19 protein-coding genes and 7 pseudogenes are annotated in these 21,209 nt (G+C 50.0%); 19 read left to right on the plus strand and 7 right to left on the minus strand.

What is annotated here, in order from left to right; genetic code table 11:
• Positions 1-442 precede the first annotated feature (442 nt).
• The 12 genes and pseudogenes from ACLHZ1_RS19200 to ACLHZ1_RS19255 all read left to right on the plus strand — a co-directional run bounded on the left by ACLHZ1_RS19200 (position 443) and on the right by ACLHZ1_RS19255 (position 9,643).
• Positions 443-1,476 (plus strand): annotated as a pseudogene (locus ACLHZ1_RS19200) (IS630 family transposase).
• A 110-nt stretch (positions 1,477-1,586) separates the two neighbouring features.
• Positions 1,587-2,195: a TetR/AcrR family transcriptional regulator gene (locus tag ACLHZ1_RS19205; RefSeq protein ID WP_004393990.1), complete on the plus strand. Its 609-nt coding sequence runs from the start codon at positions 1,587-1,589 to the stop codon at positions 2,193-2,195.
• The gene (locus ACLHZ1_RS19210) at positions 2,192-3,343 is read left to right on the plus strand and encodes an efflux RND transporter periplasmic adaptor subunit (RefSeq protein WP_023266980.1); all 1,152 of its coding nucleotides are present in this window, start codon (positions 2,192-2,194) and stop codon (positions 3,341-3,343) included. The genes ACLHZ1_RS19205 and ACLHZ1_RS19210 overlap by 4 nt, the downstream gene beginning before the upstream one ends.
• Positions 3,340-4,545, plus strand: a complete 1,206-nt coding sequence (locus ACLHZ1_RS19215; RefSeq protein ID WP_004393995.1) for an ABC transporter permease — start codon at positions 3,340-3,342, stop codon at positions 4,543-4,545. Before ACLHZ1_RS19210 ends, ACLHZ1_RS19215 begins: the two co-directional genes overlap by 4 nt.
• A 1-nt stretch (position 4,546) precedes the next feature.
• A complete protein-coding gene (locus ACLHZ1_RS19220; RefSeq protein ID WP_041205303.1) occupies positions 4,547-5,257 on the plus strand; it encodes an ABC transporter ATP-binding protein in 711 nt (236 codons plus the stop codon).
• 4 nt (positions 5,258-5,261) lie between these two features.
• Positions 5,262-5,759 carry a cytochrome c gene (locus tag ACLHZ1_RS19225; RefSeq protein WP_232471760.1) on the plus strand — a complete coding sequence of 166 codons (498 nt, stop codon included), beginning with the start codon at positions 5,262-5,264 and terminating at the stop codon, positions 5,757-5,759.
• Positions 5,746-7,233: an efflux transporter outer membrane subunit gene (locus ACLHZ1_RS19230; RefSeq protein ID WP_042648285.1), complete on the plus strand. Its 1,488-nt coding sequence runs from the start codon at positions 5,746-5,748 to the stop codon at positions 7,231-7,233. The genes ACLHZ1_RS19225 and ACLHZ1_RS19230 overlap by 14 nt, the downstream gene beginning before the upstream one ends.
• Before the next feature lie 130 nt (positions 7,234-7,363).
• Positions 7,364-7,921: a recombinase family protein gene (locus ACLHZ1_RS19235; protein WP_001162010.1), complete on the plus strand. Its 558-nt coding sequence runs from the start codon at positions 7,364-7,366 to the stop codon at positions 7,919-7,921.
• Positions 7,922-7,923: 2 nt separating this feature from the next.
• Positions 7,924-8,214, plus strand: a pseudogene (locus ACLHZ1_RS19240) (DUF4158 domain-containing protein); the annotation flags it as partial.
• A 4-nt stretch (positions 8,215-8,218) separates the two neighbouring features.
• Positions 8,219-8,440: pseudogene (locus ACLHZ1_RS19245) on the plus strand (IS5/IS1182 family transposase); the annotation flags it as partial.
• A gap of 75 nt (positions 8,441-8,515) precedes the next feature.
• Positions 8,516-8,749, plus strand: a pseudogene (locus tag ACLHZ1_RS19250) (DUF4172 domain-containing protein); the annotation flags it as partial.
• Positions 8,750-8,815: 66 nt separating this feature from the next.
• The gene (locus ACLHZ1_RS19255) at positions 8,816-9,643 is read left to right on the plus strand and encodes a Fic family protein (protein ID WP_240036323.1); all 828 of its coding nucleotides are present in this window, start codon (positions 8,816-8,818) and stop codon (positions 9,641-9,643) included.
• A 397-nt stretch (positions 9,644-10,040) separates the two neighbouring features.
• On the opposite strand, the gene ACLHZ1_RS19260 is transcribed toward ACLHZ1_RS19255, so the two are convergent.
• Positions 10,041-10,448, minus strand: coding sequence for an H-NS family nucleoid-associated regulatory protein (locus ACLHZ1_RS19260; protein WP_139706802.1), 408 nt, complete (start codon positions 10,446-10,448; stop codon positions 10,041-10,043).
• Between the two features lie 464 nt (positions 10,449-10,912).
• Here ACLHZ1_RS19260 and ACLHZ1_RS19265 point away from each other — a divergent pair, with 464 nt between their 5' ends.
• A complete protein-coding gene (locus tag ACLHZ1_RS19265; RefSeq protein ID WP_139706800.1) occupies positions 10,913-11,365 on the plus strand; it encodes an antitoxin Xre/MbcA/ParS toxin-binding domain-containing protein in 453 nt (150 codons plus the stop codon).
• 515 nt (positions 11,366-11,880) lie between these two features.
• On the opposite strand, the gene ACLHZ1_RS19270 is transcribed toward ACLHZ1_RS19265, so the two are convergent.
• Positions 11,881-13,043 (minus strand): IS3 family transposase gene (locus tag ACLHZ1_RS19270; protein WP_427263376.1). Its coding sequence is split into 2 segments (ribosomal slippage): positions 11,881-12,788 and positions 12,788-13,043, totalling 1,164 coding nucleotides; the frame shifts between segments, so codons are not numbered across the junction.
• A 133-nt stretch (positions 13,044-13,176) separates the two neighbouring features.
• On the opposite strand from ACLHZ1_RS19270, the gene narI reads away from it, so the two are divergent.
• The gene (narI, locus tag ACLHZ1_RS19275) at positions 13,177-13,854 is read left to right on the plus strand and encodes a respiratory nitrate reductase subunit gamma (protein ID WP_081999321.1); all 678 of its coding nucleotides are present in this window, start codon (positions 13,177-13,179) and stop codon (positions 13,852-13,854) included.
• A gap of 86 nt (positions 13,855-13,940) precedes the next feature.
• A complete protein-coding gene (locus ACLHZ1_RS19280; RefSeq protein WP_139388402.1) occupies positions 13,941-14,357 on the plus strand; it encodes a hypothetical protein in 417 nt (138 codons plus the stop codon).
• Between the two features lie 61 nt (positions 14,358-14,418).
• Here ACLHZ1_RS19280 and ACLHZ1_RS19285 read toward each other — a convergent pair whose 3' ends face one another.
• Entirely contained in the window at positions 14,419-14,841 is a 423-nt protein-coding gene (locus ACLHZ1_RS19285; protein WP_081999320.1) for a MarR family winged helix-turn-helix transcriptional regulator, read from the minus strand.
• A gap of 101 nt (positions 14,842-14,942) precedes the next feature.
• Between ACLHZ1_RS19285 and ACLHZ1_RS19290 the strand changes: the two genes are divergently transcribed.
• Both ACLHZ1_RS19290 and ACLHZ1_RS19295 read left to right on the plus strand, forming a co-directional pair.
• The gene (locus ACLHZ1_RS19290; RefSeq protein WP_162516531.1) at positions 14,943-15,524 is read left to right on the plus strand and encodes a flavin reductase family protein; all 582 of its coding nucleotides are present in this window, start codon (positions 14,943-14,945) and stop codon (positions 15,522-15,524) included.
• Between the two features lie 63 nt (positions 15,525-15,587).
• A complete protein-coding gene (locus tag ACLHZ1_RS19295; RefSeq protein WP_050555278.1) occupies positions 15,588-15,956 on the plus strand; it encodes a putative zinc-binding protein in 369 nt (122 codons plus the stop codon).
• Between the two features lie 72 nt (positions 15,957-16,028).
• Here ACLHZ1_RS19295 and ACLHZ1_RS19300 read toward each other — a convergent pair.
• A pseudogene (locus tag ACLHZ1_RS19300) lies at positions 16,029-16,621 on the minus strand (IS1595 family transposase); the annotation flags it as partial.
• Positions 16,622-16,623: 2 nt separating this feature from the next.
• Here ACLHZ1_RS19300 and ACLHZ1_RS19305 point away from each other — a divergent pair.
• Positions 16,624-16,826 (plus strand): annotated as a pseudogene (locus ACLHZ1_RS19305) (hypothetical protein); the annotation flags it as partial.
• A gap of 63 nt (positions 16,827-16,889) precedes the next feature.
• Here ACLHZ1_RS19305 and ACLHZ1_RS19310 read toward each other — a convergent pair.
• The 3 genes and pseudogenes from ACLHZ1_RS19310 to ytfE form a co-directional block, all read right to left on the minus strand.
• Complete coding sequence (locus ACLHZ1_RS19310) at positions 16,890-17,291, minus strand: CZB domain-containing protein (protein WP_371856661.1); 402 nt, start codon at positions 17,289-17,291, stop codon at positions 16,890-16,892.
• Positions 17,292-17,978, minus strand: a pseudogene (locus tag ACLHZ1_RS19315) (methyl-accepting chemotaxis protein); the annotation flags it as partial. It lies immediately after the preceding gene.
• 552 nt (positions 17,979-18,530) lie between these two features.
• Positions 18,531-19,193, minus strand: a complete 663-nt coding sequence (gene ytfE / locus ACLHZ1_RS19320; protein WP_042878713.1) for an iron-sulfur cluster repair protein YtfE — start codon at positions 19,191-19,193, stop codon at positions 18,531-18,533.
• 161 nt (positions 19,194-19,354) lie between these two features.
• Here ytfE and norR point away from each other — a divergent pair, with 161 nt between their 5' ends.
• Complete coding sequence (gene norR / locus ACLHZ1_RS19325; protein WP_427263377.1) at positions 19,355-20,896, plus strand: nitric oxide reductase transcriptional regulator NorR; 1,542 nt, start codon at positions 19,355-19,357, stop codon at positions 20,894-20,896.
• Positions 20,897-21,209: the final 313 nt, after the last annotated feature.

The raw sequence follows: 21,209 nt of genomic DNA on the forward strand, positions 1-21,209 counted from the left end.
TAAATGGCGAAGAAACGGTCTAAATAGGCTGATTCAAGGCATTTACGGGAGAAAAAACGGCTCAAACATGAAGAAATGAAATGACTGAGTCAGCCGAGAAGAATTTCCCCGCTTATTCGCACCTTCCCTAGCTCGAAGGAATTAAAAATCTGGATTATCTTCGCTGCGAAGCAGCGGAATGTTGAAATTCTTAAATTTTTTAATTGTTCTCAATAATAGTAAATGGACAGTTTTTCGATTTTTTCAAGTGGGGTAAATGAAAAAATCTCAAAAAAAGATGAGGTTGGTTACTTTTGAACCGTTCTTGCGGGGGTTAGCCTATCAGATACCTTGATCTAAATAGCTGTTCCGAATAGTAGATCACAGGAGGAAGGGAACCGTCCAGTTTGTGCGATCTCATTAGTCGCCAAACAAAACAAGCCACACCAAAAGGACTGAGTTGATGCCTATCCTACCACCCCTGCCACGACCACACAACGGCGCCGCATTCACAAAATCATCCATGCCACGCGTGATAAAGGGCATGCTCGTCGCTTGATGGCCATCTTGCTGTTACATGAAGGACGCACGATCACTGATGTTCATCACCTTACCGGCGCTGCTCGCTCGACCATCGGCCGTTGGCTTCGGTGGTATCGGGATGAAGGTGTGGGGGCGTTAGAAGCCTTACCGGCTGGCCGTGCCCCGATCTTACCTGTCGCCAAGATTGTCACCTTACTGGTGCTGCTCATGCAGTTTTCTCCGCAAGATTTTGGTTATCAGCGCAGCCGTTGGTGTACCGAACTATTGGCTATCAAAATCAATCGGTTAATGGGGCTCAATATGGCAGCCTCCACGCTCCGCCGATGGTTACCGCGTATGGGCATTGTCTGGCGAAGGCCCGTGCCGACCTTGCGGATAAAAGACCCTGCCTATCAGGAGAAAATGGCTAATATCGACGCGGCACTGGCCCGCTGTGATGCAGATAATCCGGTGTTTTATGAGGATGAAGTCGATATAGACCTTAATCCCAAATTAGGGGCCGACTGGATGTTCAGAGCGCAGCAAAAGCGGGTTGTCACACCTGGAAAGAACGCCAAACATTACCTGGCAGGCGTTCTCCATGCAGGCAATGGAAGAGTACTTTACGTCAGCGGGATAAAGAATAACTCATCGCTGTTTATCGCCATGCTGGAAAAGCTGCGTCGCCACTACCGACGAGCCAAAACCATCACACTGATCCTCGATAACTACATCATTCACAAAAGCAAACAGACCGAGCGATGGTTGAAGAAGAACCCCAAGTTCTGCCTGGTGTTCCAGCCAGTTTACAGCCCTTGGGTTAATCACATAGAACGGCTGTGGCACAAGTTACATGAAACCATCACGCGCAATCATCAATGCAGAGGAATGGCCAGCCTGCTGGCCCGAGTGAAACACTTCATGGATACCGTGTCTCCTTTCCCGGGGAATGGCTATGGTACAGCGAAGGTGTAGCACTATTGGGATCAGTTATTTAGATATTGACGAGTACGTCGGGTTTTCTCTTGTTTGAGTTACCTCTTGTGGTAAGATAGTAATTAATTACTATCTTACAGGGAGTGCTCGTGGACACCCATCCAAAGCATCTGCCGGCCGATGAACGTCGTGCCGTAACTGTCGAGTCCGTCGTGGCGCTTGCCGGTTCACAAAACCCAAGCGAGATAACCACTGCGGCTATCGCTAAACACATGAACTTGACCCAGGGTGCGCTGTTTCGGCACTTCCCGAACAAGGAAGCCATTTGGCAGGCGGTCATGGAGTGGGTAGCAGAGCGCCTATTAGCCAGAATCGATCGATCCGCACAAGGAATCGAGTCGCCCTTGGCAGCCATGGAGGCGATGTTCATGAGTCATATCGAATTCGTAGCTGAGCACCCAGGCGTGCCAAGAATGATGTTTGGTGAGCTTCAGCGTGCCGAATCAACACCGGCCAAGCGCATGGTGCAAACCTTGATTCAGCGCTACGGCGAACGTTTGCATCGTCTCATCGAGAAAGGCAAGGCCAGCGGCGAGTTGTCTCCCTCGCTTGACAACGAGGCGGCGGCAACGCTGTTCATTGGCACGATCCAGGGCTTGGTCATGCAATCGCTGTTGGCGGGTGATGTGGGACGTATGCACCGCGATGCGCCGCGCGTCTTTGCAATTTATCGGCGTGGCATAAGGAGTGCGCAATGAAAAAGTTACCCTTGCAAGGCCGCACCCTGGCGCTGCTTGCCGTCATCATTCCTTTGCTGGTGCTTTTTATTTATGTCGGTCTGCGATCAGGGCCGCTCGCCCCGGTCGCTGTGACGGTGGCAAGCGTGGAATCACGGGCTATCACACCGGCGCTGTTCGGCATCGGCACGGTGGAGGCGCGCTACACCTACAAGATCGGGCCGACGTTTGCCGGGCGCGTCAAACGCCTGGAGGTGCATGTAGGCGACCAGGTCAAGGCCGGACAGGTGCTCGGCGAGATGGAGCCGGTCGACCTTGATGATCGGGTGCGCTCACAGGAGTCTGTATTCAAGCGGGCGGAAGCGGCTTTGCGCGAGGCAGAAGCCCGGCAAGCCTACGCGCAGACCCAGGCGCGCCGCTATGAGCAATTGTTTGCGGTGCGCTCGACCAGCGAGGAAATCGTCACCACCAAGCGGCAGGAACTACAGATCGCCGATGCCGCCCTATCCGCCGCTCGGGAAGATATTGCCCGGGCACGCTCCGACCGCGAAGGACTCGTCGCGCAGCGGAGCAATCTGCGCCTGATCGCGCCGGTCGACGGTGTAGTCGCCGTGCGCGATGCCGATCCCGGCACGACCATCGTCGCGGGCCAGGCCGTGGTGGAAGTGATCGACCCCAAGAGTTTGTGGATCAATGTGCGCTTCGACCAGATCAGCGCATCGGGGCTGGCTGGGGGGCTGCCGGCTCATATCGTCCTGCGTTCGCGTGGTGGCCAGACCTTGAAAGGCCGCGTGCTGCGGGTGGAACCCAAGGCCGACGCGGTAACCGAGGAAACGCTTGCCAAGGTGACATTCGATAACAAACCAGAACCTTTGCCACCGGTGGGTGAACTGGCCGAAGTCACGGTTGACTTGCCGGCGCTCCCGGCCGCTCCACTGATCCCCAACGCTGCCGTCCAGCGTGAAGGCGATAAAGTTGGTGTCTGGCAAATCGTGGATGGTGATCTGCATTTCTCCCCGGTCAAGCTCGGCACTTCCGACCTCAATGGTTACGTGCAGGTGCGCGAAGGGCTCAAGAATGGGGACCAGGTTGTGACCTATAGCGAAAAGGCACTGACGGCGCGCAGCCGCATCCATGTGGTCGAGCATATCCCGGGAGTTTCACGATGATCAGCCTGGCCGGCCGCGACATTCTCCATGCCTGGGGGAAATTCGTCTTCACCGGCATCGGTCTGGGTCTGCTGATCGGCGTCACCCTAGTCATGGCTGGGGTGTACCGAGGCATGGTGGACGACGGCAAGGCGTTGCTCGACAACAGTGGCGCTGACCTTTGGGTGGTGCAAAAGGATACTCTGGGTCCTTATGCGGAGTCGTCAAGCCTCAACGATGACGTGTATCGCGCCATTCTCGCCATGCCGGGAGTCTCACAGGCAGCGAACGCGACCTACCTGACCATGCAGGTACGCAAGGGCGAGAGTGATGTACGCACCATGGTGGTCGGCATCGCGCCCGGTGCGTTGGGGGCTACACCCGGATGGCCTCCTTATCTCGTCGCTGGACGCCAGATCACGCGCGGTCACTACGAGGCTGTGGCCGACATCGCCACCGGCTTCAAACTGGGAGATCGTCTTGCCATTCGCCGCAATCATTACACCGTCGTGGGGCTGACACGGCGCATGGTGTCGTCCAGCGGCGACCCGATGGTATTCATTCCGCTCAAAGATGCCCAGGAGGCCCAGTTCCTCAAGGACAACGATGCCATCTGGCAAAGCCGGCGTCGCACCGAAGCCAACCCGGTCTTCAATCGACCCGGTGATCCAGGTTTGCTGGATGCCGTGATTGCTTCACAGAGCAGCAACGCGTTCGTCAATGCCGTGCTGGTCACTCTGAAACCTGGTCATGCGCCGGACGAGGTTGCCGAATCCATCCAGCGCTGGAAGCGTTTGACGGTCTACACCCGGGCACAGATGGAAGACATCCTCGTCGGCAAGCTGATCGCCACCTCGGCCAAGCAGATCGGCATGTTCCTTGTGATTCTGGCCATCGTTAGCGCGGCCATCGTTGCCTTCATCATCTATTCGCTGACGATGGACAAAATCCGTGAGATCGCGGTGTTGAAGCTCATCGGCACACGCAACCGAACCATCGCCGCGATGATCATGCAGCAGGCGCTCGCCCTGGGCGTGATTGGCTTCGTGGTCGGCAAGATCACAGCCACCTTTTCAGCACCGGCTTTTCCAAAATATGTCCTGCTCACGCCAATGGATTCTGTCGCCGGTTTTTTTGCCGTGCTCGTGATCTGCGTTCTAGCTAGCCTCGTCGCCATTCGCATGGCACTCAAGGTCGATCCGGCCGAAGCCATTGGAGGTTGAGATGAGTGGCAAAGGGATACACATCGAAAGTTTAAGCAAGCGGTATGGCGATGGTGACACCGCTGTCTTTGCCTTGAAAGACGTGAATATGCATGTTGCGCCAGGTGAAGTGGTGGGACTGATCGGCCCTTCCGGGTCCGGCAAGAGCACGCTGCTCAAGTGTCTGGGTGCGGTGATCGAACCGACCGCCGGTCGCATGACGCTGGGCGATGAAGTGATCTACGCCGATGGCTGGAAAGTCCGCGACCTGCGCGCCTTACGGCGTGACAAGATCGGTTTCGTTTTCCAGGCGCCGTACCTGATTCCGTTTCTCGATGTCACCGACAACGTGGCGCTGTTGCCGATGCTTGCAGGCGTCGCGAATGGAGAGTCGCGCGCGAAGGCACTGGAATTGCTCACGGCGCTTGATGTGCAACACCGAGCTCGCGCAATGCCCTCGCAACTCTCCGGTGGCGAGCAGCAACGGGTTGCCATCGCGCGCGGATTGGTCAATCGCCCGCCAGTGATCCTGGCCGATGAACCCACTGCGCCGCTGGATTCCGAGCGCGCCATGGCTGTAATCCGCATCCTCAACGACATGGCCCGCAAGTTCGAGACCGCCATCATCGTCGTCACCCATGACGAAAAGATCATCCCGACCTTCAAGCGCATCTACCACATCCGCGACGGTGTAACCCATGAGGAAGCTGGCGAAGGGCGGGAGTTCGAATGAGAGAATGATTGAATTACAGGAGAATTTCATGACCCACCGCAAACACAGCCACGCATTTGGAACTATCACCCTGACCGTTACGGCCTGCCTGCTTCTATGGGGTTTTCAGTTGCCAGCTTGGGCTGGTGACGCTACCCAGGTTGAGCCACTGGCGCTACGTAAGATCATGCAGGAACTCGGGCGCAACATGCAGGCTATTACCGGTGCGATTTCGCAGGAGGAATGGGTTCAGGTCGTTCAGCTCGCCCCAAAAGTTGCTGCACACCCCGAGCCACCGCTTACTGAAAAAATGCGCATCCTTGCTTACCTCGGCGCTGATGCGACCAAGTTCAGAAACTTTGACGCGCAGACTCACGAGGCGGCGCTGGCCATGAAGCTGGCTGCTGCGAGCAGCGACGGCAAGGCGGTGATCCAATCATTCGCCCACGTGCAGGAAAGCTGCTTGGGCTGCCACCAAGCTTTCCGTAAACCTTTCGTGGAGCATTTTTATGGAGCACGCTAAAACATGCCAGCGCCCCATCAGCCTCGAAAGACGGCTTGCGGCAACTTACCTGGTAGCTGGTCTGATCACCGCCGGTCTGGCCGGCTGCGCCGCTGGCCCTGATTTTAAGCGTCCCACCGCACCCGATGTGGCTCGCTACACTGCAATACCAGTGGCTGATAGAACCGCGTCCGCTCCCACGCAGTTCGGCGAAACACAACGTCTAGTCGAAGGGCTTCCGATCGAAACGCAATGGTGGCAAAGCTTGGGTTCATCCGCACTCGACGGACTGATAAACGAAGCTTTCCATGTCAGCCCGACGCTGGCGAGCATCAGCGCCAATTTGCGACACGCGCAGGAGCTTCTTGCCGCACAGGCGGGCTCGACGCAATATCCACAGGTAGATGTCGCACTGGGATCTCAGCGCCAGCAAATGAGTCCCGGTAGCCAAGGGTTGAGCGGAGACGCACGTCAATTCAGCCTCTACAACGCCAGCGTTGGCGTGCATTACAACCTCGATCTGGCTGGCGGCAACCGGCGCGCACTCGAAGCCTTGGCTGCTCGCGCCGACTACCGTCGCTTCGAACTGAATGCTGCGCGCCTGGCCCTTGCCGGCAACATGGCAACCGCTGCCATTACCCGAGCACGCCTCGCCGCGCAACTAGAAGCCACTACTGCCATTTTGCGCGTGCAGGATGAGCAACTGCGCCTAGCCCATGAACGCGTGCGTATCGGTCAGGCCTCACCTGATGAAGCGTTGAGCCTACAAGCTCAGGCGGAGCAAACGCGGGCAGAACTGCCTGCGCTGCGTAAACAACTGCAACAAACCGAACATCTACTGGCGGTGCTAGCCGGTCGTGCCCCAGGCACGGGTGGCATCCCGGCCTTCACTCTGGCCGATTTCACTCTACCCGTCGAGATGCCGCTCGTCGTGCCCTCAGAACTGGTGCGCCGCCGACCGGATATCCAGGCGTCAGAGGCGCTGTTGCATGCGGCCAATGCAGACTATGGTGTGGCTGTCGCCAAGCTCTACCCACAGATCAACCTGAGCGCCAACCTTGGTTCTCAGGCGCTGACCACCGGTGCCCTGTTCGGTGGTGGCTCGGCAGTGTGGGGCCTGGTTGCGCAGCTCACCCAGCCTCTTTTTAATCCAGGGCTACCCGCTGAAAAAAGAGCGGCGCTCGCCGCTTTTGATGCCGCCGTAGCCAATTACCAGAGCGTCGTATTGGAGTCTTTGCGTAACGTCGCCGACACCCTGCGCGCGGTGGAAAGCGATGCACAAACTTTGACTGCCCTCGCTGCCGCTGATATGGCTGCACAGGCCTCCTTGCAGTCGGTCGAGCGGCAATACCGGCTGGGCGCGGCCAGCTACCTGCAACTGCTCATCGCGCAGCAACAGGCACAGTCAATCCGGATCAATATGGTTGCGGTCCAGGCACAACGCCTAGTCGATAGTGTTGCTTTATATCAGGCCCTGGGAGGTGGTGTCAGTTAAGACTATACCCTAACCTGATGTCAGATGTTGAGCACAAACAACGTCAGAGTAGGGTATTAATTTATATTTATTGACACATTCAGCCAAGGGTAATAGATTTCATCCTGACATTTTTACCTTTGGAGGCATCTTGCAAGGTCAACGTATCGGCTACGTTCGCGTCAGCAGCTTCGACCAGAATCCTGATCGACAACTGGAACAAATAGAAGTCGGCAAGGTATTCACCGATAAGGCTTCAGGCAAGGACACACAACGTCCCGAACTTGAAAGGCTGCTGGCCTTCGTCCGCGAGGGCGACACCGTGGTGGTGCATAGCATGGACAGGTTGGCACGCAACCTTGATGACCTGCGCCGCATCGTCCAAGGGCTGACACAACGGGGCGTGCGCATGGAGTTCGTCAAAGAAGGGCTAACGTTCACCGGCGAGGACTCACCGATGGCCAATCTGATGCTGTCGGTCATGGGAGCCTTTGCTGAGTTCGAGCGCGCTCTGATCCGCGAACGTCAGCGCGAGGGAATCGTGCTGGCTAAGCAGCGCGGGGCCTACCGGGGACGAAAGAAATCGCTGAACAGCGAACAAATTGCCGAGTTGAAACGGCGAGTTGCGGCAGGCGACCAGAAAACCTTGGTGGCCCGTGACTTCGGCATCAGCCGCGAAACCTTGTACCAGTACCTGCGGGAAGACTGACCATGCCACGCCGCTCAACCCTGTCCGCCACCGAGCGCGAAAGTCTGCTGACACTGCCAGATGCCAAAGACGAACTGATACGGCACTACACGTTCAACGAAACCGACCTGTCGGTGATCCGTCAGCGTCGCGGCGCCGCGAATCGATTGGGCTTCGCCGTGCAGCTTTGCTACTTGCGATTCCCTGGCATCTTCTTGGGCGTCGATGATCCTCCATTTCCGCCCCTGCTGCGCATGGTGGCCGCACAACTCAAGGTGCCGGTGGAAAGCTGGAACCATTACGGCACGTTGGAGGGTCGTCAATTCGCTGTTCATGCTGAATTGATATTCCCTTGCCGGTGCAGTGTTGCAACAGCACCAGTAAACGCGCCAAGCAGGTTAACATTCAGTACCGCTTGTCAGTCAGGTGCCAGTGGCTTATCTGGTGTTGCTACCGAACTGAAGGTCTAGGGCGAAGGAGAGTGGAAGGTGGGCAAGCACGGCAAGGAGAAACGGCAAGCTTCACTTGGCTGTTGATGCGTAGACCAGTGCCATCGTTGCCGACGAAGTTAGCCTTGAAACGGTGGAGGATTAAGGCACATTGAATGAACATGTTATGGACCCATTTTGGATTTGGCAACAAGCAGATTGGCCCCATTTTCGTTGGCGGGATAGCGAGATATTGCCCAGATTACGGCAGGTTCAACGCAGGCAGGGAATTCTAATCGGTAGTCATTCCAGGTTGGGGAACCCCGACCAAACGTTGGACACGTTATTGGCTAACATCATCGCCTCGTCCGCTATCGAAGGCGAACGTCTCAATGCCCAATCCGTGCGTTCTTCCCTGGCTAGGCGGTTAGGGGGATCAGAAACTCCGTCCTATCCCGTGTCAGATCGCTCAGAGGGGCTCGCGGCAATGATGCTGGATGCCATCGACAACCATGAACAACCACTGACAATTGAACGACTTTACCAATGGCATCGTTGGCTGTTCCCCGCCAACGAATGGTCGGTGCAGCGACTGAACGTAGGGCAGTTGCGAGGAGATGAGCCGATGCTGGTTGTCTCTGGGCGTGTTGATCGCCCTACCGTGCATTTTGAGGCTCCACCCAGAGCCGCTCTGGACGATCAACTGGCCGAGTTCATCCCCTGGTTTAACCAGACTCAGCATGACCCCACGATGGATCCACTGCTTCGTGCGGCGATCTGTCATTTCTGGTTCGTGACCCTGCATCCCGTTGATGATGGCAATGGGCGGCTCACGCGGGCATTGACCGATCTCGCGCTGTCACAGGCTGACAGCCACAGCATCCGGCTGTATGCCATGTCAGTTGCGATTCTAGAACGGCGGGCAGACTACTATCGGACACTGGGGTCAGCACAGAAGGGCTCGTTGGATATTACCTCCTGGATCTGTTGGTTTCTCGATACGCTGGATTACACCCTAGAACTGGCATTACAGAGTATTGCTCGTGGCCTTGCCAAGGCATCTTTCTGGCAGCGGCACTGTCATGACGGTCTGAGTCCAGAGCAAACTAAGGTTGTTAACCGTTTATTGGATGGCGGCAAAGAAGGTTTTGAAAATGGCATCAATGCAAGCCAGTATCAAAAAGTGGCAAGAGTCAGCAAAGCGACCGCTACACGCCATCTTGCGCAACTGGTGGATAGTGGGTGCATTGAGAAATTACCTGGTGGCGGACGCAATACACGCTATCAGATCCGCTTGCACACTGAGGGAGTTTGAAAAAGCATCGCCATGGGGTGTTATTTTTATTTGGTAGATAAAATCTGCGATTAACCTACCAATGACGATCTTTTGTTAAATGTTGACACCATGAAGACTGCCGTCAGGCATATGAACGAATAAACTCAACCGACAGTCATGGCTCTCAACTGACTTTTTGAGCGACAACAAACTATCGAAAACATCGGAATCTATTTTAGGAACATCACCCGTCCCGAGATTTGAAAGCAGTTTGATCACACTGAGACATACCAGTTGCTCTTCGGCCAGCGCCTTTGCTCTCTGGACAACCTCCGGTGATTCGGATGAGATGATGCCCTCTAATGTCCTCCCCATACGGTGCTCCTACTACAGATAGAATTAAAGGCCCACGCCGAGCAGGCATGGGCTCTCAGCACTAGATCAAGAACTCTTCCAATGCTCGACCACTCGCCACAGCTTCCGCAATGGCCTTAGGCATGCGCCCCTGACCAGTCCAGGTCTTCTCCTGACCATCCTCGGTATAACTGTATTTTGCAGGGCGAGGAGCGCGTTTGGCTTTAGCTGACCCCTCAGCTTTCGCTGGAGCCGAAGTGCCAACCAGCTCACTAGGATCGATGCCTGCTTCTTTCAGCAGCTCGGTAAACTCAGCCAGTTTTTGCAGGCGTTCTGCTGACTCCGCTCTGATTTTGCTCTCTTGCTGCTCACGTTCGGCATAGATTTCGTCAAATTTTTCCTTAGCCTCAACCAGCTGCTCATAAGACAGCTCACGCAGCACAGCTCGCAGACTACGAATATTCATCAGTGTTTTCAAAAAATCGTTCATTGATAGCCTCATGTATCACATTTTTATATCAGAGAAATTATCTCTTAATCCCAGCATTAGCTCCACAGTTTTTGGCACCAAGACGAACAGAGAAATAGCATTATTCAAAGAGGCGTGAGCTAAATCGCGTTTGGTTCTGCTTAGGGCATAGCTCCAATCTGAAACTGTGTAGCCTAAAATAAAAAATCCATTGTGAATAACGTAATCTAGGAGGTAGTGAGCATTGAGATCACCTCACCAGATGAGCCGATGAATGAGCACTCTCGGCTCATGAAGTGAGCCGATCTGGCTTTTACCTCGACAGCGGAGACCTCTAGAGGAACACTGTTCGAGTTCGGTCGATCCCCCCTACAAACGGTCCGTCATCAGTAGCCCCACAAAGCTCTGACCTATCGCCACTGACACACGGAACAGATAGGATAGGACGAGGCAACCATATATTCTGGATCAGGGGAGATGTCACTATGTCCTATGCCAGTTATCATCCAGGTAAGAGTGAGCCCTCGGCTATGACGCCCTTTAGCACTCTTGGCATACCGAGCGACCCATTGGGGGCGCATCTATGGATCGTGGCTGGTGTAGCTCCTGGCATCATTCATCGACTGGCTGAATTGATGAGTACAGATGCAGGTTTGATATGCCGCTTAGCAGGCATTAGCCGAAGCACAATTGCCCGCAAGTTCAAGACAGAGACTCCCCTGTCAACATCGCAGGGTGCCAGGGTATACGGCGTTGTACAGGCCCTCGATGCGGTGCTCTCCCTCAACAAGTACGACACCACCAAGGCATTATCATGGTTAGAGCGTCCAGCCTGGGGCCTTGGTGGCGTTGCCCCAGCTAAGTTGTTGACTACACCGATGGGGGTTCAGGCTGTTGTCGATCTGGTGGGACGGATTGAACATGGGGTTTGCCAATAAGTCGGGGGACTAATAGCATAAAATCAGCACAATAGGTTAAATTTCAATCAATCAAATTGATTTTGGAAATTTTTTCACATCCCCCCACTTGAAAAAATCGAAAAACTGTCCATTTACTAATTATGAGAGTTTGAATTAAATTTCAGCGTTTCAACATTCCGCTGCTACGCAGCGAAGAGAGCCCAGTTTTACAACCCCTCACACGATCTTATTGAAGAGAGCAAATGAAAGTCGCTTTTATAAATTAAGATTTACTGAGTTGATTTAATAAATTAATGCTCTATCACTTAGTAATGAATTGAAAATCTATAAACGTATAGAAAATAGAAAATAGAAAATAGAAAATAGAAAATAGAAAATAGAAATTTAACCACAGTAAAAGCATGGTTATGTTCGCCCTGTAGGGCGGAAAGTTAAAAAAGTGTTTTTTCAAAAATGAGAGCTCTATCTAGACAAGCTCTATCATCCTCAACCCATGAACAAATCGCATACTGGCGTGACTGTAACTGTAGTGGTCAACTAAATCCGGACACTTGGTTAGGCCGATCCTCGGCTTTTGCTGGCGCGCTCCCGTCATTGTGTTGATGTGGACGCCGCCAGTTGTAGTAATCCATCAGGTAATAGCTGATATCCCGCTTCGCCTCCCGCAGGTTCATATATCCCGTTGTCGGGAGCCACTCTGTCTTCAGACTCCTGAACAACCGCTCCATCGGTGCATTATCCCAACAGTTGCCACGCCGACTCATGCTCTGGGTCATGCGATGGCGCCACAGCCGCTGCCGAAATGCCCGGCTGCCATATTGGCTGCCTTGGTCTGAGTGAAACAGCACACCTGATGGGCAACCCCGCTGCTGATAGGCCATCTCGAGCGCTTTTATTACCAGCTCTGCATCAGGCTTGTCAGACATCGCCCAGCCCACGACTCGGCGGGCATAAAGGTCGAGCACCACCGCCAGGTAATTCCAACGACCACCTGCCCAGACGTAGGTGATATCGCCACACCACACCTGATTGGGTTGTTGGACATCAAATTCACGGGCCAACAGATTGGGAATATCCGGTCGTTCAGACCGGGCGACCTGATAGCGATGAGCGCCCGGTTGCTTGGATACCAGACCGACCTCCTTCATCAGACTGCGCACTTTGAATCGGCCAATCTGATGCCCCAGCTCTCGCATCATCGACATCAAGGCGCGGCTGCCCGCTGAGTTCCGGCTCTCTTTGAACAAACGGCGCAACTCGCTGCGTTGCTGCATCCGCTCACGGTTAATCGTCCGCTTGCGGGCCAGATAGTCGTAAAAACAGGATGTTGGAACATCGAAAGCGCAGCAGACCAGAGTGATGGGGGCTTGCTCTCTTAATCGGTCTATCAGCGCGTACGAGTGAACTCGTCCGCCATCAAGAGAGCCGTAGCCTTTTTTAGAATGTCCTTTTCGCGCTCGAGCCGGTTGATGCGGGCTTCCAGCTCCTGGATTTTCTGCTGCTCCGGGGTCAGCGCTTTGCCGATTGGGGTGGTGCCGGTTCGTTCGGATTGAAGCTGCTGAACCCATCGACGAAGTATGGTTTCACCGACATCCAGTGAACGGCTGGCTTCGGGGACTGAGTATCCCTGGTCGAGTACCAGGGATGCGGCTTCGAGTTTGAATTCAGCAGTAAATGAGCGACGTAATCTTGTCATTGAACACCTCAAGTCATGGTGGCGACTGTACCACCTAAAATGGTGTCCGGGATGATTAGACCACTACAATTCATAGTAACCGATTTAAGAATGCAGTCGTACCACAGTACCTTGAAATTGGTGAGGCAAACAAATGAACTATATTCATAGCTTCTTCTTTGATATATACCCATATATTGCAGTTACCATTTTTCTACTTGGTAGTTGGGTTCGTTACGATTATGGGCAGTACACTTGGCGAGCAGGATCAAGCCAGTTGCTTGATAACTCGAATATGAGGTTGGCATCTGGACTGTTTCACATTGGTATTCTTGGTATCATCTTTGGCCACTTTTTTGGTCTATTGACACCTCACTGGATATATGAGTCATTCTTATCATTGCAAGCAAAGCAACTTATAGCAATGTTTGCTGGCGGTGTCTTTGGTGCAATGACGTTGTACGGTGGATATCTGCTCTTAAAGCGGCGTCTGACAAACGTAAGGGTCAGAGCAACATCATCAACTGCGGATATTTTGATTTTGGTATTATTAGTTTCCCAGGCAGCGCTTGGTCTTCTGACAATTCCATTTTCTGCCTTCCATCTTGACGGCAGTGTCATGATGAAGCTCGTAAGTTGGGCGCAAGATGTTGTGACGTTCCAAACAGGGGCCTCTAAAAATTTAGAAGGGGTATCTTTTATCTACAAAATTCATATGATTTTAGGTATGACTTTGTTTGTTGTCTTTCCATTCTGTCGATTAGTACACGTTTGGAGCGTACCGCTTGAGTATTTAACTAGACGCATCCAGATCGTAAGGTCTCGTCGGTAACATGATTAGGGTAGTAGTCGCAGTGTAAACTGCGACTACTATTTATCAGGCGTAGTATGGTATATCATGTATCAAATAAAAAGTTTGTGACTAAGTTAGTCGAACCTTTCTTTGTTGCTATTTTCTGGCCGATGCTGCTGTTGTTGGCATCCGAAGTTTCTGGTTTATCAATAACCGAAGAGTTATATCGAAATACTGTTTTATTCTCATTTCTAGTCTTTATTATCACAGCGGCTATAAACATGAGATATATTTATGTCGCAAGAAAAGTAAAGCTGGAATTAAGCCCTGATGGTATTGAATTTCATTGTCATAAAAAGCATTTATTTTTCCCATGGCGTCAAATATCCTTGATTAAATTGGTCGAAAGCAAACCTGGCTCTAGAGTGATACACATCCTTCCTGATAACGAAAGTATTGATTTAATCCTTTTCGCAGACCACGAAAAAATATATTCACAAGTCATATTTTATTGTAAGCAGTTCAATGTGAATTATGACTAGAGTATTCTGGTAATTAAGTATGAGCAATTCACTTGCTCATACTCTTAGTACATAATGTTTTTTACTGGTCAGCATCATAGTTTTCATTCAGTGCTGTAATACGTGCTACTTGGAAAGTATTTTGAAGCGATTGTAATTCTGTTTTATGCTGCTGTGCCAATTGCTGTAAATATTCTCTCCCTTTGTCTGTTAAATACACATCTACTTTGCGCTTGTCATTTTCATTTTTCCGCCGTTCAACAAGGTCCAACTCCTCACATCGCGTAAGTAAAGCTACGGTAGCATGATGACTCATTTGTAGCCTTTCCGCTAGTTCACCCACGCTTGCCCAGTTGCGCCCTGGGTATCCTTGAATGTGCAGGAGGGATAAATATTGTAATGGTGTGAGCCCGAGCTCCTTGGCCGCAGTTTCACTAAAGTGAAGAAAACGCTTTAACTGATAGCGAAACTCAGAAAGTGCCTCAAATTGAGCTTTTGTTAGCATAGCTTACTCGGTTGTTGACTTCTTAGGTGAAATACAATAAGTTCAATTATATCACACTGTGATATATAATTTGTAGTGTTTCTGTTACAAAGGAGATGGCAATGCATAAGCAAGTTCACCCAAAATCACTTTATTGGGGAAACACCGTAATTCTACTGAGTACCATCGATGATACTGATACAACTAACATTACACCAATATCATCGAGTTGGTCTCTTTCGAATAATATTGTCATCGGCCTCAGTCTAAATTCAAAGGCTATCGAAAACATTGAGAATTGTCCAGAAGTCGTATTGAATGTTGCATCAGACAACCTTTCGGATAGAATTGAATCTATTGCCAAATTGACCGGAAAGGATCCTGTCCCATCTGAAAAGATAGGTTTCAGTTATTGTGGTAATAAATTTGCTCTTGGTGGATTTACAGAGCTGGCGTCCTGTACCGTTAAACCATCTCGTATCCAAGAATGTTTAATTCAGGTCGAGTGTTTAGTTGAACATATAACAAAGCGCAATAATTTTGCTATCGTTGAATTGCGAGCCACTCATGTGCATGCAGATGCATCTTTACTTAAAAAAGATGACGTTATTGACGCGGATTTGTGGAGCCCTCTGATTTATAATTTCAGGAGTTACCACGGAATTACCAGCGCTATTGGTAGAAACTTTAAATTTGATAATTGATTTCGCAGATGCCCTATTTATTAAGGGCATCTTCATGGGACTATGATTTTTAAAGGATGTTTTATGAGTGAATGTTTACGTTCTTTACCATTGGTTTATTCATGCTCTGGTTGTTCAAGTGCAGCGCAGATGGCAAACTATATGGCTATTCAGCTAGATAAACGAGGTGATGCAGAAATGTCCTGCATTGCAGGTGTTGGTGGAAACGTAAAGCATTTAGTCCGTATAGCAAAGTCTGGTAGATCGATCATTGCTATCGATGGATGTCCTTTACAATGTGTCAAAAGTTGTTTGGCTATTCACAATCTCACTCCTACAAATCATGTCTTATTGAATGAGCATGGAGTCAAAAAACTTCAGAAAACAGATTTTGATTCTGATGAAGCGGATAGGCTTGTTTTTGAAATCGCACAGTTATTAACTCTTCTATAAGAGGTTGCTCCTCAAATTTATCGGTATGTATTATTCATACGTGGCTATAGATATGGGGTACCACCTATCCGATTACCCATGATCTTCCCGATATGGCATTAGATGGATTTCCTCTATCGTGTGGTTCAATTCAACCAGCATGCTCTTGATGCCAAAACGATGCTTAAATCGGAAGCATCATTCCGTCAGATGATTTGGTAGAGGCTTGGTTCCAAGCGTATGGCAACTGCTCCGCAGCGAGTTCTGCACATTCCCTATTATCGTGCTTACCCAGTTGAACGCAAGATGCTCCAGTAAATCCAGGTTGCCTCCAGTGACGACACTCAGGTACTCACAGTTGGCTTCCTTGACTGCCCTGAAACGGGATAACTCATCAGATATCACGGCACTCCCGTTAGCAAGATGTCGTTTAGCCCACTTGCCAATGGTCTTAGTTTTGAACCCATCAACCACCGTCATCCACATTTTGATTGGATTTCTTTCCTTCTTCAGGGACACTGCCGCCACAAAGGTGTCTTGCAAACGGTACCACAACCCCGCTTGCCACCACGGCGTTCACTGCCCCAGTAGACATCATCGAGTTGAATGATACCGCTGATGGGATGCTTGTCGTCAGACTCCTTCATCGCTTGCAGCAGCTTGTGCTTGAGCATCCAGGCGAGATCTCCGTCGCTCGTTGGTAGAGACGGCGATGTCCCGGTTCAAACAGCTGATGGTGGGAAGAATCAGTCAACGAAACTACAACGACCAAGTGGGGGAAGTGATGGCGTATGTGAGTGTGATAAACAAACTGACGACCTTGGCCTGCCGGTCAGAAAGCCCAAGTGTAACGGTCACTTGGGGCTGGGGAAGCTACGTTTTTACGACTGATTTGGGAAGCAACGCCGTTCGGAGTGACTGCTAATCATGGGTAATCAGGAATCGTTGTTAGAGTTATAATTTTAGAAAATGGCTCATACCCTTCATGACCGTTATATTTGCCTGCTCCATTGCAGCTAAAGCAGAAAGTGCCCCATCGTAATCGCCATTATGGAAACGAGCTACCGCATTTCTGGCATTGTCATGTACAGCTTGATGTGGTTTTTCCATCTCGCGATAACCTGATGATTTAGAGAAACTGGCTTTACCTTCACCAGCGTAATACCACTGGCCGAGTCGACACTCAGTGTAATCAGGAAGCTGCTCCGCAGTTAGGTTGGATAATCCCATTAATACTTTATACACTTCTAATTTAAGACTGAGTTCTTCCAGATTGGCTAATTCCGCATTGGAAAGCAGCGAAGCTCCTGTAATTGATTGCTCTAAATTTTGCGAAAGCTCCGTTAATTGCGACATGCCATTAGTTGCAGAAAGACTATCTGCACTGTAACGACGAGCATTGATGGCGCCTTGTTCCATAACGTTTTTGGCCTGTTGGGTATCGGACTGGATTTCGCTCACCAACCCAGCAATTTCTGTTGTCGCTTTGCTGGTCCGCTCCGCCAGACTTCTAACCTCATCAGCCACTACAGCAAATCCGCGCCCTTGTTCGCCAGCGCGGGCGGCTTCAATTGCTGCATTTAACGCTAATAAATTTGTTTGATCGGCAATACCTTTTATTAATTGAACAATACCATTGATTTGACTAGCGCGCTCATGTAGCGAGGCCACATTTTCTGAGGCTGCCGTAATTTGTTCAAACATCGTGTGCAGATTGTTAGCCATTTGCTGAAAAGCAAGACGATTTGTTTCTGATTCCCGAGAGGATGAAATAGCAGTTATTTTTTGTTGATTCAGCTGTACAGCTAGGCCCAAAAAAGAATCACCGAGCCCATGTAGTGATTGCCCAAAATTTGCAATATTGGTAAACATTCCAAGGAAAAATCGCTCTCTAGATTGTGTATTCCTTAGCCTTATCTGAATTTCTTGACTTTCTTCGCATGCTATCTTATAGCTGGATTGTAACTGCTCTATCTCTTCTTTTAGCATCTGATTTTCATCAGATAAGATCTGATATTGTTGTTTAAGCTTTAAGCCAAACATAAGTTACCTCGAAAAAAAATAATGCGCATTTAAAAACATTCACGTTGCCAATTAAACTATGGAACGTAGATAAAATGAAGTGATTTATGCGCGTTCTAAACAATAAAAATGGGTTCCAGCCTATCCAGAAGCCGCCCAGGTAGGGTGATTTTTAATACAGCACGGATTAAAATGTGATAAACATATTAGTTGATTAGATATATATTTTTGTTTACAATATAAGCAAGTGTGTTTATGAGCGATACTGATAGATAAAAAAGATGGATCGTAAACATTACCTACTTTATGAACAATAACTACCACAAGAGACCACAAGAGACCACAAGAGACCACAAGAGACCACAAGAGACCACAAGAGACCACAAGAGATTCTTGCTGCCAACCTTAATTCTCGTTTCCGATTAAACCTATTTTTAAGTTCGATATTATGGATGAACATGCATTGAACAAATGCTTCTCTTATTTTCTCACAAAGTCAACATAACCAAAATACGTGACTACCAAATCCACGGGGATATGCAGATATCCCCGAGAATAATAGATGACTGGTCATTAATTGGTGGTGGCGTTTGCGAATAAAATATTATTTTCCAAATGAATATGTTGCATCAGGTCTTCTCGCAATTGTGTCAGGCCGGTATAGAGTGCACGCCATGTCACGCAAGCGTCTACCGGAGGCGTAATGTCATTGGTCAGGTGCATTATTTCGTCCAAACATTCACCATGCTGTTCATGTTCAATACGCATCATAGCAATTGGGCCTTGTACTGAGTTGTTAAGACCCTTTTTCAGCATAGGGAATAGGATCTGCTCTTCTTTCTGCATGTGACCTTCCAGCTCCCGCAGCATATCAACCAGATGAGCCCCCAGACCTAACGGACAGCCTATTTTATCCGCATGGACATGTTCCACTCGATTTGTAAGGCGGATCAGTTCTGGTAATTGAATTCGATGCAGAGCATGGAAGCGTTCCAGGATAAAATCAATTAGCGCAGAAGGTGTTGCAGTACGCCAATCAATTTCGTGGCTTGGTAACTGTTGTACTTGCTCTAATTCAGTAATAACCAGCGTGGCATCGAGGTTACGGTGAGCGATGGCATCTTTTAACGGTTGTTGACCACCGCAGCAAAAATCTAGTTTAAATTTGTGGAATACTCGTGTTGCACCAGGAATTTCACAAGCAATATTGGCAATAGTTTGTTCGAGTAAGACCATGAAAGCGCTCCTTGATAAATAATAGAGTAATTTTATCTCGATAAGTAAAAGCATAAATCATGCCATATCTAACACATTGAAATATATGGATTATATATTTTTGTGGTGTTTTTTACCATCTCCTGATAGGGTTAAAAAAACCATTTCTGGTAATAAATACCATGTTTGACACATCATTGTTACTTGATCTCACTACTGAACTACCGCGTTCCGTTCGACAGGAGCGGCTGGTTTCCGCGATTCGAACTAATTTTGGTTGTAGTGCAGTTGGTTTATTGAAATTGGATGGTGATTGCCTTTGTCCTGTGGCAGTGGATGGCTTAGTGCATGAAACATTGGGGCGCCGTTTTGTCGTGGCACAGCACCCTCGTCTGGCCACTATTTTATCCAGTCGTTCAGCAGTGCGATTTGAACCGGAAAGTCTGTTACCTGATCCATATGATGGTTTACTGGACTCACAACGTGGGCTGCCATTACCCGTACATGATTGCATGGGGATCAGCCTCTATCTAGGAGGGCAATTGTGGGGCGCATTAACGCTAGATGCTTTTGAGGGTTTTGTTTTTGACGATGAAGCAGTTGATAAATTAACGCACAGTGCTTCTCTGACTGAAGTGGTGATACGTATGAGCCGTTTAGAAGAAGAGATTCTAGCGTTACGAGTTGGTAATCGAGCATCAGAAGCGTTATTGCTGGGTGAACAAAATACTAGTGATGGTGAAATCATTGGGCAAAGTGCGATTTTGCTGAAGTTATTGCATGAGCTGGATGTGGTAGCAGATTCCGAACTTCCCGTGTTGTTGCTGGGCGAGACTGGTGTAGGAAAAGAGCTATTTGCTCGCCGCTTACACAGTAAATCACCACGACATATTGCACCGCTGATCCATGTCAATTGTGCGGCATTACCAGAGTCACTCGCGGAAAGTGAACTGTTTGGTCATGTTAAAGGTGCATTTTCTGGTGCGATAAGCGATCGCCCCGGTCGATTTGAAGCAGCACATGGCGGTACGCTTTTTCTCGATGAGGTTGGTGAATTACCACTGACTGTGCAGGCTAAATTGCTACGCACGTTACAGAATGGCGAGATCCAACGACTCGGTACAGATCAGCAGCAGAAAGTCGATGTTCGGATCATTGCGGCAACCAATCGACAGTTGCATGAGCAGGTAAGAGAAGGGCAATTCCGGGCTGATTTGTACCATCGGTTGTCGGTTTATCCAGTGCCGATCCCCCCACTGCGGAAGCGTGATAACGATGTGTTATTACTGGCAGGGAATTTTCTAGAGCTAAACCGTGCCCGTCTTGGTTTTCGTAGCCTGCGATTATCACGCGAAGCAGAACAGGCTTTGTTTACTTATGACTGGCCGGGCAATGTACGCGAACTAGAGCATGTGATCAGCCGGGCTGCTTTGCGTGCACTCAGTCGGGGAGCTGTCAGAACAGAAATTGTCACATTGGAACCAGAGCATCTGGCATTGGATGCCAACGCGATTTGTTCGACAAAAACCGAACATATACTGTTATCACAGGTTTCGCATGATGAACAGACTGTATCGCTAAAGATTGCCGTGGATGGTTATCAGCGTAAGGTTATAAGTCAGACTTTGGATGCCTGTCAGGGCAATTGGGCTAATGTGGCTCGTCGGTTAGTTCTTGACCCAAGTAATTTGCATAAACTGGCTAAACGGTTAGGCTTAAAATAACGTTGATACCGTTAAATCTGTTCACGCGGCTTTCCCAGAAACCACTTGGTCAGAGACAGTTTGACATTCTCGAGAATCGTAGATATGACCGTGGCCATCAAGGGCGCGAGTCATCAGGATTCTTGCCATCTCTATCCTATCCACAAATGGTTCTATGTATAAAAACGCATCAGTTTATTCAGTTAAATCGTAAGCGCCGCTAAATCGACCTACTTGCCTTCGTTGTATTGCGCCACTTTTTTTGCAATGGGCTCCAGCGGGACGTTCCAGGGTAGCAGGGCTTCGAGTTTTTCCAGGCTATCGGCCTCGCCGA

Origin of the sequence: Aeromonas sobria (genome assembly GCF_050266975.1) — a bacterium.
GTDB lineage: Bacteria > Pseudomonadota > Gammaproteobacteria > Enterobacterales > Aeromonadaceae > Aeromonas > Aeromonas sobria_B.